The organism is bacterium endosymbiont of Bathymodiolus sp. 5 South, assembly GCF_900128535.1.
Classification (GTDB): domain Bacteria; phylum Pseudomonadota; class Gammaproteobacteria; order PS1; family Pseudothioglobaceae; genus Thiodubiliella.
In genome coordinates this window covers 1-17,675 of record NZ_FQTR01000029.1, presented here as the reverse complement: position 1 = coordinate 17,675, position 17,675 = coordinate 1, and the positions used below count along the sequence as shown (strand labels likewise).

Genomic DNA, 17,675 nt, shown 5'->3' with positions numbered 1-17,675 from the left:
CAATTTTTGCCCAATTGGTGATTTCTTTAAACCTTGTCCTAGCAGGGCTAAGGCTGGGTTTAAAAAATCGCCAAGTGGGTGAAAAGTGGGTTTCTGATGATTGTTCCTATTTATGCAAAGGTCTCTATTATTAAATTAAATATTTCCCACCTCATGATGGGACTCATACTCTGCACCAAAATAAACTCTAGATGGCAATATTCTGGTGATTTCACTTAATGTTGTGATACCTTCTTTGACAAGCATTACAGCACTTGAATAAATGTCTTTGCTTTGATTTTTTAAAGCCTTAATATGTATTTTGTCACTTGATTCATTGTTAATAATCATCTGTTGTAGCGCACTGTCAATCACAAAAACTTCTGCAACTTGTGTACGCCCCTTATAACCAGTGTGCGAACACTGCTCACAACCTGTATCACTCTCTTTTTTAATCAAAGTCGCACGAATATCAAAATAATTGGTATATTTACCAAACAACACATCGTCTTCAACCTTAATTTCAGTTGCACAGTATTTACAAACCTTACGAACAAGTCTAGGCATGATAATAATTGAGACTGTTTTTGCGATAGTATCAAGTGCCACAGCAAAACTTGATTCGTTACTTGTGCTTTTTAGGCGATCAATCACATCAAATGATTTATCAGCGTGAATTGTTGTTAGTATTGTGTTGCCAACTTCCCTTGTCGCACACACATGATGAGCGGTCTCTTTATCTCTAATTTCTCCACAAAATACAACATCTGGGTCTGACCTCAATATCGCTTTCAATGCTTGTGCAAAACCAAGTTTTTCTTTAATTTGAATTTGTTGTGTATTGGGCAAATCAACTTCAACAGGATCTTCAACTGACATAACGCTAATACCTCTTCGCTGATTATGTATCTCAGCCAAGATAGCGTAAGCCAGTGTTGTCTTACCGGAGCCTGTTGGTCCAGCAATAAAAATACCTGCATTATTATGTTTACAAAATCCAGTAATTTCTTTTACCTGTAAATCTGTAAGCCCTATCTGAGCTAAAGATCTGAATGAAGCCGAGCCAATTAAACGAATAACATAGTTTGGTATATGTTTACCTTTCTGCGTACCGTCTTTAAACTTCACATGAAGTGGATTAAGTTCTAGTCTTAAATTAACAGGTTTTTGTTTATCATTTAAAACCTCAATTTTTTTAGTATCTGCTTGACTCTCTTGAATTGCATTATATGCGCCGATATCAATGTTAAACAATGTATTAATTCCAGCAGCAATTGATTGAAACACAAGATTACTAACATCTCCTACTTTTGAATTAACCATCATGCCATCTAATCTAAATTTAAAACAGACATGTGATGAATTTCTAGGCTGAATATGGATATCGCTTACACCAAGATTAACAGCTTCTGTGAAAAGGTCTTTTATAATTGTTTTAGCGTCAATGGCGTTACTAGATTTTTTTTGCACATTAAGTAATGTATCACTAGGATCAATAAAACCGATACTATTATTTAATTTTGCGTTCATTGGAGAATTACGAATCTTGAATGCCTCTAAACTTGACAAAGGATTAGTGCTAAATGCCAGACATTCATCACCACACTCAATAATCAAATAAGAACCATTTTTCTCAACAACATTAGCCCCTTTATAATCATCAAAAAGTGCTAAACCAACTGAGCTTTTTAACACCTGTTTTATAACATCAATTTCTAAATTCAATAATAAATGTGGAATAAGTGTTTCGTTGTCTGACAACAAATTTTTACTTAAACTGTCGGTTTTAACAGACAGTCTTTGCAGTTCTGATTCTATTTTTTCCCAAATATCCATTAATCCGTTATCCAGTCTATGTTTATGGTTTTTGTTTTTTCTGTGTTATTGCCTGTGACTATTAAAGTAACCTTCGATCCTTCAATACTTTTAATTTTAATATCATGACTTAAAAAATCTCCTGCTCCATAAAAACCATCAACACCTTGAAATACCACTCTATTGTCAATAATTGCGTTAATTGACAATCCATTGGTATAACGACTATTTGGCACTGTCATTCTTTTAACTGCACTAACTTCTTCTACACTCTCCTTTGGTTTTTTATTAACAACAATAGGAGAGTCTATATCCAAACATCCATTGTTTTCTTGACATCTTTTTTGTAGTTCGGCTCGTTGCACCCTTAATTTCATATCTTTAATTTCATATCTCAGATTGTTCAAATGATCTATGCGAGCCTCTTGTATCTCAATTTTTGTTAATGCATTTACTGGGAAAGTAATACTCGTCAATAAAGCTATAAGAATTATATTATTAGTCATTGTTCACTCCAAAAATTTGCACTTTCAAAGCACTAGAATCACCTTGAATTAATAATTCTTGAGTTTGTGCCTTGATAGCATTGTTGTTGATAGATTTATTGATTTTATAAGCCAATAATATGATGGCGTTAGTCTCACCTTTAATGGCGTAAACAAAGCCTTTTTTATTTGCTTCAAAAGCAGACATTCTAATACCATCAAAAACTGAAATAACAATTTTAAAATTTAAAACTTGTTCTGTTAAATCAAACTTATCAACAGCTTCAAATAGATCTTTAAGAATAATTAACTGTTCTTGTAAGTTGTCGGCAACTACCTCTTCAGCGCTAATTTTTTGTTTCAAATATAGAGAACTAATATCGTTAGATTTATCAGAATATATGCTATAAACTGCAAATATAATACACATATTAACAATTATTAATATCACTAAATTTTTAAAGTTACTTGGTAAATTAAAAGTCATTGGTTACCCCTTACTTCCCAAGAAACATTTGCGGTATTTTTACTAAAGTTTCTAACAATTTTTATCATAATATTGTTAGATTTTGCAAGATGCTTTATCATATCTACATCATCCAAACTAATTGTTATTACTGATAAAGATTGTGTTAAATCAATCTCACCTCTTTGTATGCTAACGCTACTTATGATGTGTAACAAGTTTGCAATATGTTGTTGGCTAGTAGTTACTCCCGATACGATTGCATTGTCCTTCATGCTTTCAATCTTTGAGTTCAAATCAATAGTCTCTGATTGCAGTGATAATAAATGCTCATTTATTGTACCAAGAGTACTTTCTTTGTATTGATAATATGCAAATATACTACTTAGAAACAATGCATAAAAAACAATATGCATGAATATAATCTTACGCCAAAAACGACTTTTATCTTGCTTTATTTGCTGTCTAGTTTTAATAATTTTAAAATTATTAAAACTATTGAAATCAATCTCAACATCATCAAATTCATCAATATCAACAAGATTAGTGTCGGCATGTAGAGTGATGCCTTTATTGGTATCAAATGCAATTAAATACAGATCGGTATCGCCAATTTTAAACTTGCATTTAAAATTTACTGAATAGTCAAAATTATGATTGTCTAATACTGTTTGCCAAAAGCCAATTGGATTAGTTTTATCTGTTATTTTGTAATCATTTATAAAACTTACCTCTAGACTATCTGTAATTTTATGACTTCCAGAGATAAAATGACTTCCATCAATCGCACCTATATTATCACTTTTGATAATATGATCAAGCACAACATAATAACTACGCTTGTTATAATCAAATTTTGCATTTGGCTTAAACATTTTTAGCTGTTTACTGCTTCTTTAAGCGTCTTTCCTGCCTTAAATGCCGCCACTTTAGAGGCTTTAATCTTAATAGTATCGCCTGTTTGTGGGTTTCTGCCTGTGTGTGCTACACGAACCCTGACAACAAAAGAACCAAAACCAGTTAATTGCACCCTATTACCTTGAGCTAAGGCATGAGTAATAGCATCTGTTGTTGCGTTTAAAGCACGATCTGCCTCTACTTTAGAAAGACTTGCTCCTGATGCAATCGCATTAATTAATTCTTGTTTGTTCATTTTTATTCCTTAATAGTTAATAAATTAGGGTCTCGCACCCATTCAGCACTCACGATTATTTGTGTTTGATTCATATAGTGCTTGTTCTCAACTTCTGCTAATGTTTCTTTATTGCGGAATATCCAAATCATCAGGCACTTGTTCTGCTGCACTACTATTATCAGCGTCTTCGACTTTTGGCGGCTCTTTTACTTCTTGCTCTTTCTTGTCAATAACTTGTAAAACAGCGTTGTATCCTGACAATACTATCTCTGTTGTCCATCTATCATTGCCGCTCTTATCTTGCCACTTACGAGTGCGTAACACGCCTTCCACATACACTTGAGTGCCTTTTTTAACCCAATCCTTTACTAACTCTGCAAGTTTTCCAAACACAACCACTCTGTGCCATTCCACAGCTTCGCTCTTATTGCCATCCTTATCTGTCCAGCGCCTATTGGTTGCAATTGATAAATTAAGAACTGCATCACCGCTACTCGTATATCTAATTTCCACTGAACCAACATGTCCCGCAACCACCACTTTATTAATATTTAACATTTACCGCTCCTTCTTCTTATAAAACACTTGTCAACATCAGGATTAAATCTTTTTAAAACCTCTAACATTGCTCCAAAATACTCTTTTCTAGTTCTGCCACAATCTTCCTTCTTTGGACAATATTTGTTGCTACACAAATCCATAATTAACTTTATCCGCCTACAATTGTAGGTGTAATTAAAATAACAATCTCTCTACGCTCCAAAGATTTTTGCACACCTCTGAAAAACATATCCATAATGCCACCACCTGGCAAACCTTTAGCAGCATTGGCAACTTTTGAGGCAATCAATCCGCCCAAATGGATGGTTTTTCCACTTTCAACAATCACTTGTGTTCTTAATTTTTGCAATGCAATATTTGGTGTTTTAAATTCTTGCATTGAATTGTTAGAGCCACTAGTCAATGTTGTAAACGATTTAATGCTTGATATGATTGGCACTATATTAACAACAATTCTATTGTTGGGCAGTATTTTAGGTGTTACCCTCATATCAATGCCAACACTCATTCTCTGAATATCAGATGTTGTTGTTATCTGACCCTGGGCATCTGTTGCTGATTTTATTGAAGCAATATAACTAAATTCATCACCGGTAGTGATGTAAGCCTCACGCCCATTGGTAACAGTAATATTTGGCTGATTGTCAACCCTAACATTGCCTTGTTTGCGTAAAAAATTTAACATGACGCTAAGTGATATTTTATTACCTAAATTCAAAGCAGTCCCGAGTGGCGAACCAATAGATACAAGTCCAGCACCATCTATGACTTGTTTTGAATTGTTGCTAATTTGAAATTGACCTGATGATTGTTTAGATATAAGGTTCCAATTAATGCCTTGCCCGACCGACTCATCAATAGTCACATCAAGTACTTGAACTTGTAAATGCACTTGGCGATTGCTAGACTTTATTAAACCACTAAGCCAAATGTCAACTTGCTCAAGTTTTTTTGGAACACCAGTTACTGTGACAGTACCTAATTGTTTATTGTGAACAACAGAAAATGCCTTTATTCGCATTTTAGCCTCCTCCTCAGCGTCTTTTTTTATTGCGAATAAAAATTTTGGACTGTCATCCAAATTCATAATTACTTCAACTTGCTCAATGATCTCATTCCAGCCATCAACATTCGTTTGTTTTTGTATTGATGCACCAATATCACTTTTTGCACTAGATATTTCTACATTATCTGATGATAGTGATTGCAAGTGCCATGTTTGAGTCTGAATAGATTTAATATACACAACGCCATCAAGTAACTCTATATGATATCCAGTTATATTTTCTAAAAAATCAAAATAAACACCTAATGTCTGATTGTTAAACTTGATGTTAAATTTCTTATTTAAATCCACCCCTAAATCTGGTGAGATTGATAAAGTACTATCGGCAAAATCTATTGCGGCAATAATGTTGATCGGTTTTTTGATTGAAATATTAACTTTTTGTGCAAGTTTTAAATCTTTTGGCTCTTTAACTACAATAAATGCTGGCGTTGGTTCAGGGTTGAATACAATGGGTGAATGCTTTTCTGATAACATTTTCTCAACTATGCTATCTATGTTTTCTTTGCTTTCATTTGTGCCGCAACTTGACACCATTAACATCAAGAGTGTTAGTGTAGATAATAAGGTTAGTTTATTCATTATTTAATCACCTTAGTATTGTCACGAACAACTAACATTTTTAACTTTTTGTAGAAATACCCCTGTGCACTGACACTTAAAAGTATTTGCTTAATAACCTTTTCACGCGTTAAGTCTTCTGATATTGCACTTACAGTCTTTTGGTTTAGTCCCTCGCCTTCTAGTCTGACATTCCAACCATTTGGCAAAATTTTTCCAAGTGCATCAGCTAAAAACTCATTATCAATTGATACAGTAATTACCTCATCTAAAACATCAGGCTTTATAACACCTTTCAATAAAGTTCTTGCATTAGGATTCAATATCTGAAGTGCAGTATCGCCAATTTGTACTATTTGAATAGATCTTGAAATTTCATCTACTTGCAAATCCCACGCTGGACCTAATAAGACTTTAATTGCTCTTTTAAGTGGTATTGGTCCAATTTCTCTATGAACTTCTGGTAACTTAAAATTATTAATTTTTTCAGACTCATAATTACTATCAAGATCATAGCCCGATTTAACAAGCAATTCCTCAATCGCTTGTTTTACTGTGATTACATGTTGGGCAAATTTAACGCTAATTACAACACTTAATAGATTTGCTTGTGCAGGTGTTTCAATTTTGTTAATAATTGTATAGCGATCTATTTGTTTGCCTATTTCTTGTGTTTCTTTTTTTTGTTGCACGGGTTGAATGGGCGGTTCAAATGATCGCTTAGTAAGATTCCAACTTCTATCCTGCATAACAGGATTGTCTTGACTTTTTACCTCTTGGGCCTGCGCAACAAAAATAAGAGGCATAAAGGTAATGGCGATAATAGTTATTGTTATTTTCATTTTTGCAATTATGCTTGATTTTAAAAAAAATCGTTAATTCATCACACCAGCAAGTGGTGTGATGAATCTGATGAAAATTTCAGGCAATAAAAAACCCACTAAAGTGGGTTTTTTATCTTTCATCTTTTATACAAGTAGCTAAAAGTTGCAGCGTTAGTACTGCAATCTTAATTTTTTTAAATTAGTGTTTCAGAACACACTCAATGAATGTATTTTGAAACACCCTGTCAAGCAGGATGCAATTTAACATCTTAACTATCATACTGTTATTCAGCTTTCAAGCATCTTCACTTTTTAACTGTAGTCAGTTAAAAGCTTCCCCATAGTCAACAACAACTTCTTCCCAAAAATTGCCTTTGTTGGCTTGTTTTTCGTTGTGGGGAACAAAACTTATTTTAGGCACAAATTTGATTACTCAAAATTGCACAAAGGGGACCGTTTAGCTTCTCCAACTGCGGTCAGTTGCTAATTTGTGAAAATGCTATGGGGTAGCTTTTCATGATAGAGACTACTTATACAAATAACCTCTCTAAAACTTTGAGTAACCAACATCAAAGCTTTAGAGAGACCACTTTCATGATCCCTGTCTTATAAATTACATTATAGGTGCAACACGCACTCGAACACGAATGTTCGCATCAGGCTTGTTGCCTGTTGTATATGAATACACATTGTTATTATATTTGTATGTCACTAAATAATGGCTAAAGCGTTTCTCAGATCTGTAGTGATATTTAGTGTCACAAATTTGCTTGTTAACAACCTTGTATCCTACTCTTTCATTATCATTTGCAATTGAAGCACCTAATAAAGCACCAGCAACAGTCATGACTTTTTTACCACTACCACCACCAAACTGATTGCCGATAGCACCACCAAGGATACTGCCAAAAATCTCATTAGTAGCAGAACCATCGCCACTAACTCTTTGACGAAACTCTTTGGTGTAGCAATCTTGATATGGCTGCTTGATAGTATGCTCCCTATAAACATCTTCTATAGAGACTACTTGAGCATTATCCGTGTAACCTGCTGAAAATGCTAGTTGCATTGAGCAGGTAAGCGTTATTAAAACAAAATTTTTAAGTTTTTTCATAGCATATCTCTTTACATTAAGTGCATATTGTAAAGGAATTTCTCCTTTGTTATATAGATTTTCATGTCTAATTGTTAAACCTTTCATACATTTCTCCTTTACAAAGAAAATATATCAATCCTCAAAGGGAAGGGATATATCCCCTTTGGGTTAAAACAAACTCAGCTCATCGCTGCCACTTTCTTGCATAATTGCAAGGCTTGTACAAGTGGTTAAGGTTACAGCGTAAGTGCTGTGGTCTTAATTCGTGTTTTTAAACACACTCAATGAATGTGTTTAAAAACACCCTCTATTGCTAGAGAATGGTTTACAAATACTCGATTGTAAAAATTACAATCCTTATTTTGTATTATCCACTTCAGAGATTTCGCTGAAGATTTACAAAGTATTTAATTTGGATAGTTATTTCAACGCCCAAACTTTCTTTTCACTGTTCCAAGCATAGCCTAGTTCCTTTAATTCAGCCTTACGCTCATTAAAGTCTTTTGCCATTGGGTCGAGAGTTACCTCTTGTGCCAACTCACCAGTTGCAACATCAACCTTAGAGGCATCAGTTACGCTTGATACTTGCTCAGTTTCAGTAGTTGTATCAGTCTTAACCTCTTGATCTTCCTCTGCAACCTCACCTTCTACAACATTTTTACGATCTTGCTTAAAAACAATTTCACCGTTAATTTTCAAGCTTTTTATAGCAATTAATCTGCCATCAATTGAACATCCAGCCTTTGTCTCTTTACTGATTTTATCAACATAGCTGTAAGAAGCAGGTTGAATATCACCAATAACAAAAGATACAATAACTTTTGCATCTTTTTGCTGCATTGCTTGCAGGTGTTGTGTAAAAACTTCTTTTGCTTTGTTTCCGACAACACGCACACTAAACTTAGTATATTTAACGCCTTTATCTGTGTTTCCACGCATTGCACTAATATCACAAGCAAAAAAAGTGTCACCGTTTTCAGGTGAAACTTCTCTTGCGCGATTTATATAACCAACACCAGTAGCGTGAAGGTCGAAATATACTGTTTTGTTTTCTTGATTTGACATAATAGTCTCCTTTTTATAAATGGCATAATTGCCGAAAAACGGAGACAGCATTCTCCATACGGAGAATAAATCTGTCTCCGCATGGGAAATGACACACGATCAATTACAAATGTAACTGACAATATGTCAAGTATCAGATAATTTTCATTATCTAAATTCTTTTGAAATAAGAGAGTTGAAAAAATAGCACACGAAGTGGTCATTAATAACTCTAGCTGGAAAAGTTGGGAAGGATTGTTTTTAAAAAAACACCAACTTTAAGACAACTGAAAAACTAATCAACACTCATCATGTTGATAGTTTGTTAGAGACTGTTCATAAAACAGGCTGTCTATCGATCTAACTTTGCCCCACCGTTTCTAAGTGAGGGCTTTAAGGTTGCATCGTAAGTGATGCGCTCTCTAATTTATAATTTAATTATACTCTGGCAATTTTATTTTTTATACTGAAAATGTAATTTTTCTTTATATTCGCTCTTTTGTCATTTTAATCAGTACAATTACAATCCATATTCCAACTATCCTCTTCAGATAATTTTATCAAAACCTCTTCATTTATCTCTTCTAATTCATCGACCCAAGTTTGATAAACATACTCTTTACTAGCACCAAAAAATCCTATATTTGTATATTCATTTTTGTCACTCTTGATTACTTTCCTTGAATATTTTTTCTCAATCCATGCCCACCATTCTATAGAATTTGGAGTTAAAGTATTCGTGTTATCAAGTGCAATGACTTGTGCTTGCTTAGAAAGTAATTGATTTTTAGACTTTCCTTTTAACATGCAATGTATGCAATTAGACAACATGCCGTCATAAGGTAAATCTAAATCATATTTAGATCTTGCAGGGTCTGCCCAAAATTCAATTACTTTCTGTTTGTCAATTCTTGCCTTAATCATGGGCATATTTGCATTCTCAAAGGGAGGTTGAGTTTTAGCACTGCTGATTTTATTTTTACCTTTCCTAGAAAGGTTTTTTTTTGCATCTTTAATTCTTTTTCTAATTTTTATAGCTCGGTGTTTTTCGTCAAATCGAATACCAATATAATTATGATATTTAATAGCGTCTTTGCCAAGAATAGAAATACAGCCATTAGTGATTTTTTCTTTCAAATAAGTATTGTTATAGTTAATATCGGCATTCGTAAAATCCTTAAAAAACTGCTTAGGTCTAAAGGCTTGACAAGATCTAACAAAGGTTTTCTTGTCTACAATCATAGCATCACTCAATTCCCCGTTGTACATCCTGTGTTTTTTAACAATATCGGCATCACTAATATTTGAAATCTCTGAAAACTCCCCTTGTTGGTTGATATAAGTTTTGCTGGCCATCCAATCTGTCAAAAAGTTGTTGGTTGTTAGTATCTTCATATTTATAGTACAGTTTCTTTGGTAGGTGCTAGGAAGTACGCCAGTTTGGCTAATTGACTCTTCAAAAACTTCACCTTTAAACTTATAACCATGAATGTTATTGTGTTCGCAATACGGCAAATCATTTATCAACTTATAAGTTATTCTTCTTACATACCCTCTATTGGTTTTTGCTTCATAAGTGCAAAATTCAGTCATAAAAAATGGGATATTATATTTTTCTTCAGTTATTTTTTTAATTCTTGACACAAACGCATAAGTAGCACTATGTTCAGCAGAAGTATTATTAAATACAACGCAATCTCCTCGCCACTGCTTCAATTCATCTTTTTCTAATAATTGCAACAACATCATTGCACTTGTTCTACCGCCACTAAAGCTAACCACTCTGGGTATCAATATTTTTTCTTCTGCTTTTTTATCAATTAAAACATCTCTTAATTTATCAAAAATAACCTTAACAACTTTGCTGTTTACTGCGTTTCCAATGCAGGCATACCTTTGTGCATCTGATATAACTTCATTGTTCTTGCCAAATTTAGTATGTTCATCGGGAATATCTTGCAATCTTTCACCCTCAATTGGCATTAATCTTCTAACTCTATTCTTTATCAGGTACAACCCTGTATTTGCACCCATCCCTCCGCCTTTAGAGTTAAGTGTTATTCCAATTCCACAAGGGTCATAAACTCTAGCGCCCTGAGTTAAGCCAGATTCTGTTAATTGGACGATATGATTTGCGTGTTTTTTTGTTAACGCATAACAAATACCATCATTTCTTGCAAGCAGACCTAGACTGCCACCAATCTCATTACTGCCTTTAGCTGTAAACACTCTCTCTGAATGAAAAATTTTCAGCCCCTCCCCTTTGTTCGTAGTCAGCGTAGGAGCAAGAGCAGTAGAACTATAAACATTACCATTCATACCAACGCCAGATGGGTGGATATTGCCTATGATTTTCAGCTTCCTACCTTCAACAATGTATGAGCCTTCTCTAAATCCGTCTGCCCAACTCTTTTTAATGGTATTGGTAACAGTTTGCTGCCCTGATAATTCAGCAACTTTTGAGCCTGAGTATCGGATAGGTAATATTTTTTTTCCACTTTGGTTGTAGGCTCTAGAATATCCCACAATGAACACTCTATTTCGGTCTTGCGGTGTTCCGTGATGTTTGCAGTTAAGCACCTGCCATTGGACATCGTACCAAAGTTCATCCAATGTTTTGATAATGACTCCAAAAGTTCGCCCTTCATCATGTGATAACAATCCTCGGACATTTTCAAGTACAAACACTTTCGGGTGTTTTGCTTTAAGAATTCTGACAATGTCAAAAAATAATGTTCCTCTTGTGTCATTAAATCCTTGTCTTTTTCCTGACAATGAGAATGGTTGGCAAGGGAATCCTGCAACCAGGCAGTCAAATTCTGGTAACTCGTTTTCGTTAATTTCTGTAACATCTCTATAATCCTTGTGGTTTTTAAAATTTCTTTGATAAATTGATTTTGCATAAGGGTCTATTTCACTAAACCCTACACATTTGGCATAAGGCATTGCTCTTTGAATGCCTATTTCAAATCCACCAACGCCTGAAAATAAAGAGAGATAAGTAAAAATATCTTTTTGTTTTTTATTTTTTAGCGCTCTAGTAATCATCAATCTTCAATCAGTTCAACAATCTCTAGATTATGTTGCTTGCAATATATTTCATATTCCATTATTTTTCTCCATTTATTAAAAATTTTCTATTACTAATTCGTGTAGCTGCCTCAAACAATCTTTCTTGCGCACCGATAAATATCTCTTTATCTTTTTCTATGCCAATAAAATTTCTGCCTAAATTTTGACAAGCAACCCCAGATGTTCCACTTCCCATACAGTTATCAAGAACCATATCATTTTCTTTGCTGTATGTCTTAATTAGCCATTCAATTAAATCCAACGGCTTTTGTGTTGGATGAAGTTTTACTTTTTGCTTGTCACTTGGAAAAACTTGGACACTTCTAGGGTATCTCTCAGTTGAACCGCCACCCTTGATTCCTTTTTTTGTCTTTCCATAACATTCTCCATTGTCTTCATACTTCACAAAATTATTTACAGGCTTATGCCCAGTTGTTTTTTGTGGATTGTAAACAGGTAATTTTCGATAAAATATTAGTATATTTTCATGCGCTTTTAGTGGCATTTTTTTAGCGTTTAAATGCCCTGTGGCACTTGTTTTTTCCCAAATAATTTCATACCTCAGCCAATCCAAATTAGAAACGCCTAAAACCTTATCAAAAGGCGTTTGTGCAAACAAAACAATTGCTGAGTTTGGTTTAGTAATACGCCTGTAATGTCGCCAAAGTTCTTGTAAATCAATGCAGGTATCCCATTTACAATTAGTTGCTCCATAAGGCAAATCACAACAAACCATATCCACACTCTTGTTTGGTATCTCGTTCATTAAGTGCAAGCAATCACCTAGTTGTAAATCAATATTAATCACATATCACCTCATAATCACCAGACCAAACCCACCCGTTATGCCCTGAAGGCGTTATAACAATTACTGAGTTTTTTATTTTAAAAAAGGCTTTCCAGCCTTATCTTGAGTCATGAATTCACATTTTGGTTCATCAAAGTAACCTTTGCACGACCAAAAAAATCCTTTTTCCCCCTTAATCCTTCTTAGTTTTTTTCCACACTTAGGGCAGTCTGGCATATCCTTCTCAAATACAGCTTTTCCATTATTATTTTGAGCCACTGTCTTGCAATCTGGATACCCACTACACCCCCAGAATTTCCCTTTTTTTCCTTGTCGTAAAAACATATCCTTGCCACACTCTGGGCACTCAACTGTTTGAATGTTTGATTCAATACTTATCTCTCGAGACTTAATTGTTTCAATCAATTTACCTAACCATTCCACTTGCCAATCCATAAAGGCATCAAGCGTTAATTCACCTGAAGCAATCTTTGATAAAGAGCCTTCCATTATTGCTGTCATTCCGGGATCCTTAACTTCTGTTGGTACAGCAGATATTAACGCCCTGCCCGTATCAGTTGATATTATTTGTTTTTGAATAACCGTTAAAAAATTGCGTTTTTTTAATAGTTCAATGATATTTGCTCTGGTTGCAGAAGTGCCTATACCCTCATCACCTCTCAATATTTTTTTAAGATTGACATCGGTTACGAACTGGTGTGCATTTTTCATAGCTTTAATCAATGCACCTTCATTGTATCTTGCAGGTGGCTTTGTTTGCTTAATCTCAATATCTACTGTGTCAACAGTTAATTCTTGTCCTTTCGTTAACTTTGGCACAGTGTCTTGCCTTAATTCTGCCTGAGAGTTTGTAACAATTTTCCAGCCTAAATTAACATCAACATTAATGTTTGCATTAAACATTTCTCCACTAGCATTGATTTCAATGCTGGTTTTATCGTATTCATAGCTTGGGTAAAATTGAGCAATATAACTTCTACAAATCAAATCATAAAGCTTACTTTCATCTGTAGTCATACCTGACACATTCACTTGCGTATTATTTGTAGGAATAATGGCATGGTGAGCGCTTAGTTTTTTATCATTCCATACTTTAGACTGAACTGTTAAATCAGCATTGACGATTAATTTACCCATGTTGCTATCAATATTGCTTATTGCAGTCATAACATCCTTAACTTCAGATAATTGCGATATAGGTAAATATTGGCAATCTGAACGAGGATATGTAGTTGCTTTGTGTTTTTCGTAAAGTGACTGCGCTAAATCTAATGTCTGCTTTGAACTAAAGCCAAATTTCTTATTTGCCTGCTCTTGTAAAGTATCAATAGAGTGCAATAAGGGTGGCGACACTTTTTTACGCTGTGTTGCAAATTTTTCAACGACTGCATTACCACCACTTTTAACATTATCCACAACACTTTGTGCAAAATCCTTATTAAGGCAACGCCCATTTTCATCAGAAAACTCATCATTGTTAAACCACCATTTAGCTTCTACACCGCTAAATACACCTAAAATATCATAATAATCCTTAGTCTTAAAGTTCTCAATCTCAATATCACGATTAACAACAATTGCAAGTGTTGGTGTTTGCACTCTACCAACTGACAACACTCCACGATATCCTTTTTTTTGTGCCATTAAACTTAGTGCTCGTGTAGCACTCATGCCCACCAGCCAATCTGCCCTTGCACGGGCAAGACCAGCGGCGTATAAAGGTTCAGTTTCTGAACCTTGCTTTAAGCTATTTAATGCTTTTTTAATACTATTATCATCAAGTGCAGTTAACCACAGCCTGTTAATATTTCCAGTCCATTCAAAATAATCAAGTAACTCACGACCAATCACCTCGCCTTCTCGGTCGCCATCTGTTGCAATCACAACATGGTTAGACTTTTGAAGTAATCCTTTAATAATATTTAATTGCTTTTTAGTTTTAGCATTTGGCTTCATCTTCCAAATTTCTGGCACAATAGGCAAATCCTCTGTATTCCATTTTGAATATTTTGTATCAATCTCATCGGGGTTTAATTGCTGAACCAAGTGCCCTATCGCCCAAGTAACAGCAACAGAATTATCACCAATAAACCCATCACCCTTGCCGCTAACTCCTAAATTTCTAGCTAAGTCTCTAGCTTGACCAGGTTTTTCACATATATATAATTTCATATCCATCACATACTCCTCACATTGTTTTCCCATTCACTCAAATCATCTATGAGTTGCTTCAACCTTAAAATACTGTAGGCAACAATACTCAGCTGATAATTTATACGCATTCTATTTATCTCAAACTCTGCAAGCCTGACTCTGTCAGGCTCATTCATTTGGCTAATCAACGCCCAAAAGTCAGAGACTTGAGGGCGTAAGCCTTTCTTCCCCTTAATAGTTGAAGAATAACGCCAAAATAGTGGCGTTAGCGACTTATCAGGATTTCGACCAAGAAACACTGGGCATACGCTCGCTGGATATTCAGCTTTAAACTCATCTCTCAAATCCAAACTTTCCCGCCTCAATAGTTCATATTGTTCTTGTGTATTTCCTGCCTCAACTTTTAATTTCTTTAAATCCAATTCCATATCTTTATCCTGTATTTATTTTCTGACCTATTAATAAAAACAACCAAACAACTGCGCCAATTATTCCCTCTGGGGAGCTTTGCTCCCCTTACCCTTAAAAGCCCTTTAAAGGGAGAACAACATCATTTCTAAAACCATGCCATATTCATTACTAAGTTTCTACCACGCTCATTTCTAAAATCTCGTCATGTTCATTACTCAAACATTAGGCTGTATTTTTGTAAAAATTTTTAAGTTCACGCCAAATGGAATTCATTGAATAATTATTTTTAGTTGAAAAAATCAATATATCCTTAATATTAATGGTTATATTTTCACATTCAAATGAAGCAAAAAAATTATCAGCCAATTGTTCTGGAACCGCCATGTTCTTTTTATTAATTTCTGAATCGTTAACTCTAAACTCTTGGCGCAACCTTGTATGCTTACGATTGGTATAGGTTTTAATAAAGTGTCTAATCATCTCAAACCCTGCGCCAGATGTAACTAGATTGTTAATCAAAGTTTCTTCTTCGTACTGCTTAGAGTTGCTAACCAATACTGATCTAATAATTTCTGGGTCAACATAAGATTTCACAGCAATAGCTTTCTCAAATGCAAGTACTGCTAATTTAATATTGCTTTCCCCATTTTTTACTAGACAAGCGATAGCCTCATCATCCAATCCCATTTGATACAATAAAGCTTTATCGTTATTAGCAATACAATCGTAAGCTTTTATTGTGAAATCTTGGCTGAGTAAACCTTTAACTGTATCAATTAAATCCATATTATCACTCCCAAAGCTTGGTGGCATCTCTTATGGTAGCATGTACAATCTTATAACAAACTGCTTCAAGCTCGGTGATGTCTTGCCACAAAAAAGGCATCAATCTGTCTTTGACGCTTTGTAAATTAGTTGATCGAAACTCATACATTCCAGATAGCTGATTGATTTTCTCTAAACTTGAATCAACTGCTTCAACATCCGAAAGATTAGTGTTTACATAAAGTGCTGACAAATCTTGATTAAGTTCAATATCAGCAAGACCTAACAGTCTTAAATCTGAAATTGGATTAAGTAAATCCGCAGCGTGTGAATAACCCAACAACAACCACCAGAGCCCCCAATCTTCAAAGTCATTTTTTGACTCATCAACAGTATCAACCAATAAAAAACCACATCCATGGTTAATTTTTATAACTGCATTATCCAAATTGCACTTAAAAGCAATTGTTTTTACTAAATCGTAAGCTTGATTTCTGTAAAAGTCCAAGTCTGTAACGCCTTCGTGCTTTTCATCATTAACAACAGGGTAATTGGCACTATGTGTTGCCTCAACAACTTTGTCTACTGCAGAAGTCTGTACAGGCAGGGAATTTGTATCAGCATCAACACCCATATCATTCTCATTCTCTATGGTAAGAGCAAGATTAGAATCGTCTTTGTCATCATGTTTAATATCTTTTACATCGTTATTCAAGGCATTGCGCTCTGGTACTGGTACTTGTGCTTTTTCTTTTGGCTTTTTTGTTCTGTCTAGCAACTCTTTTTTAAAGCCACCAATATCAGATGCAAATATATCAAAAAACGGATACAGCCCTGCCAACTGTCCAACAATAACATCTAACAGTTTTTCAAACTCAAATGACCTTCGTGTTTTGTTATATTTTTTTAATGCATCAAAAAAATCTTCGTCCAGTGAATGATAGTCATCAACTTCTGAATCTTTAACAATGCTCTTGAGGTTGTTATATACTGAGCGGATTTTAATAATCTGAGGAGAGCCCATTCCCTGATTTAAAAAATGATCTAAATTACCAATAAGCTTATTGGCAGTAAAGCGAAATAAGCCTAGTTGCTTTTCACTGACTGAATAACCATTTTCTTTTAAATAATCCACAAAGGGTTTTGTTTGCTTTACTTTATAATTACTATCTTCTTTGGAGTCTGACGAGTGGTCAGACTCTTTTTCATTATTTAAATTTTCCTTAAAATCTAGCTCCAATTCTATTAAAGCCTTAGCCTTATCCACTAATATCAATTCACCACGGGCTTCGTTTTCAATCAAATGAGAGATTACAGCCTGCGTTCTGTTAAGCTCTCCTTCCCACGCTTCTACAATACAATCAATTGCTGCAAACTTTGTATCACTAGTTTCTCTGTATAGCGCCTTAAATGCTAAAAGCCTGGTGTTACCA

The 17,675-nt window shown here is 34.5% G+C and carries 16 protein-coding genes and 1 pseudogene; all 17 read right to left on the bottom strand.

What is annotated here, in order from left to right:
- Nucleotides 1-135: 135 nt before the first annotated feature.
- Nucleotides 136-1,815: a GspE/PulE family protein gene (locus tag BBROOKSOX_RS04555; protein WP_139660066.1), complete on the bottom strand. Its 1,680-nt coding sequence runs from the start codon at nucleotides 1,813-1,815 to the stop codon at nucleotides 136-138.
- Complete coding sequence (locus BBROOKSOX_RS04550) at nucleotides 1,815-2,300, bottom strand: hypothetical protein (RefSeq protein WP_139660065.1); 486 nt, start codon at nucleotides 2,298-2,300, stop codon at nucleotides 1,815-1,817. The genes BBROOKSOX_RS04555 and BBROOKSOX_RS04550 overlap by 1 nt, the downstream gene beginning before the upstream one ends.
- Nucleotides 2,293-2,766: a hypothetical protein gene (locus BBROOKSOX_RS04545; protein ID WP_139660064.1), complete on the bottom strand. Its 474-nt coding sequence runs from the start codon at nucleotides 2,764-2,766 to the stop codon at nucleotides 2,293-2,295. The genes BBROOKSOX_RS04550 and BBROOKSOX_RS04545 overlap by 8 nt, the downstream gene beginning before the upstream one ends.
- The gene (locus BBROOKSOX_RS04540; protein WP_139660063.1) at nucleotides 2,763-3,620 is read right to left on the bottom strand and encodes a hypothetical protein; all 858 of its coding nucleotides are present in this window, start codon (nucleotides 3,618-3,620) and stop codon (nucleotides 2,763-2,765) included. Before BBROOKSOX_RS04540 ends, BBROOKSOX_RS04545 begins: the two co-directional genes overlap by 4 nt.
- A 2-nt stretch (nucleotides 3,621-3,622) precedes the next feature.
- A complete protein-coding gene (locus tag BBROOKSOX_RS04535) occupies nucleotides 3,623-3,898 on the bottom strand; it encodes an HU family DNA-binding protein (protein WP_139660062.1) in 276 nt (91 codons plus the stop codon).
- Between the two features lie 2 nt (nucleotides 3,899-3,900).
- Nucleotides 3,901-4,029 carry a hypothetical protein gene (locus tag BBROOKSOX_RS12055; protein WP_257607767.1) on the bottom strand — a complete coding sequence of 43 codons (129 nt, stop codon included), beginning with the start codon at nucleotides 4,027-4,029 and terminating at the stop codon, nucleotides 3,901-3,903.
- On the bottom strand, nucleotides 4,007-4,438 hold the full coding sequence (locus BBROOKSOX_RS04530; RefSeq protein ID WP_139660061.1) for a single-stranded DNA-binding protein: 432 nt from the start codon (nucleotides 4,436-4,438) through the stop codon (nucleotides 4,007-4,009). The genes BBROOKSOX_RS12055 and BBROOKSOX_RS04530 overlap by 23 nt, the downstream gene beginning before the upstream one ends.
- A 151-nt stretch (nucleotides 4,439-4,589) precedes the next feature.
- Nucleotides 4,590-6,089: a type II secretion system protein GspD gene (locus tag BBROOKSOX_RS04525; protein ID WP_139660060.1), complete on the bottom strand. Its 1,500-nt coding sequence runs from the start codon at nucleotides 6,087-6,089 to the stop codon at nucleotides 4,590-4,592.
- A complete protein-coding gene (gene pilL2, locus BBROOKSOX_RS04520; protein ID WP_139660059.1) occupies nucleotides 6,089-6,910 on the bottom strand; it encodes a PFGI-1 class ICE element type IV pilus protein PilL2 in 822 nt (273 codons plus the stop codon). Before pilL2 ends, BBROOKSOX_RS04525 begins: the two co-directional genes overlap by 1 nt.
- Before the next feature lie 595 nt (nucleotides 6,911-7,505).
- Entirely contained in the window at nucleotides 7,506-8,093 is a 588-nt protein-coding gene (locus tag BBROOKSOX_RS04515; RefSeq protein WP_257607766.1) for a glycine zipper 2TM domain-containing protein, read from the bottom strand.
- 315 nt (nucleotides 8,094-8,408) lie between these two features.
- The gene (locus BBROOKSOX_RS04510) at nucleotides 8,409-9,053 is read right to left on the bottom strand and encodes a DUF3577 domain-containing protein (RefSeq protein WP_180323852.1); all 645 of its coding nucleotides are present in this window, start codon (nucleotides 9,051-9,053) and stop codon (nucleotides 8,409-8,411) included.
- 486 nt (nucleotides 9,054-9,539) lie between these two features.
- The gene (gene dcm, locus BBROOKSOX_RS04505) at nucleotides 9,540-12,080 is read right to left on the bottom strand and encodes a DNA (cytosine-5-)-methyltransferase (protein ID WP_139660057.1); all 2,541 of its coding nucleotides are present in this window, start codon (nucleotides 12,078-12,080) and stop codon (nucleotides 9,540-9,542) included.
- 61 nt (nucleotides 12,081-12,141) lie between these two features.
- Nucleotides 12,142-12,870 (bottom strand): DNA-methyltransferase, encoded by a 729-nt coding sequence (locus tag BBROOKSOX_RS04500; protein ID WP_139660067.1) that lies wholly within the window; start codon nucleotides 12,868-12,870, stop codon nucleotides 12,142-12,144.
- Between the two features lie 114 nt (nucleotides 12,871-12,984).
- Complete coding sequence (locus BBROOKSOX_RS04495; RefSeq protein WP_180323851.1) at nucleotides 12,985-15,084, bottom strand: DNA topoisomerase 3; 2,100 nt, start codon at nucleotides 15,082-15,084, stop codon at nucleotides 12,985-12,987.
- A gap of 5 nt (nucleotides 15,085-15,089) precedes the next feature.
- A complete protein-coding gene (locus BBROOKSOX_RS04490; RefSeq protein WP_139660055.1) occupies nucleotides 15,090-15,494 on the bottom strand; it encodes a hypothetical protein in 405 nt (134 codons plus the stop codon).
- A gap of 205 nt (nucleotides 15,495-15,699) precedes the next feature.
- A complete protein-coding gene (locus BBROOKSOX_RS04485; protein ID WP_139660054.1) occupies nucleotides 15,700-16,263 on the bottom strand; it encodes a hypothetical protein in 564 nt (187 codons plus the stop codon).
- A gap of 4 nt (nucleotides 16,264-16,267) precedes the next feature.
- Nucleotides 16,268-17,675, bottom strand: a pseudogene (locus tag BBROOKSOX_RS04480) (hypothetical protein); the annotation flags it as partial.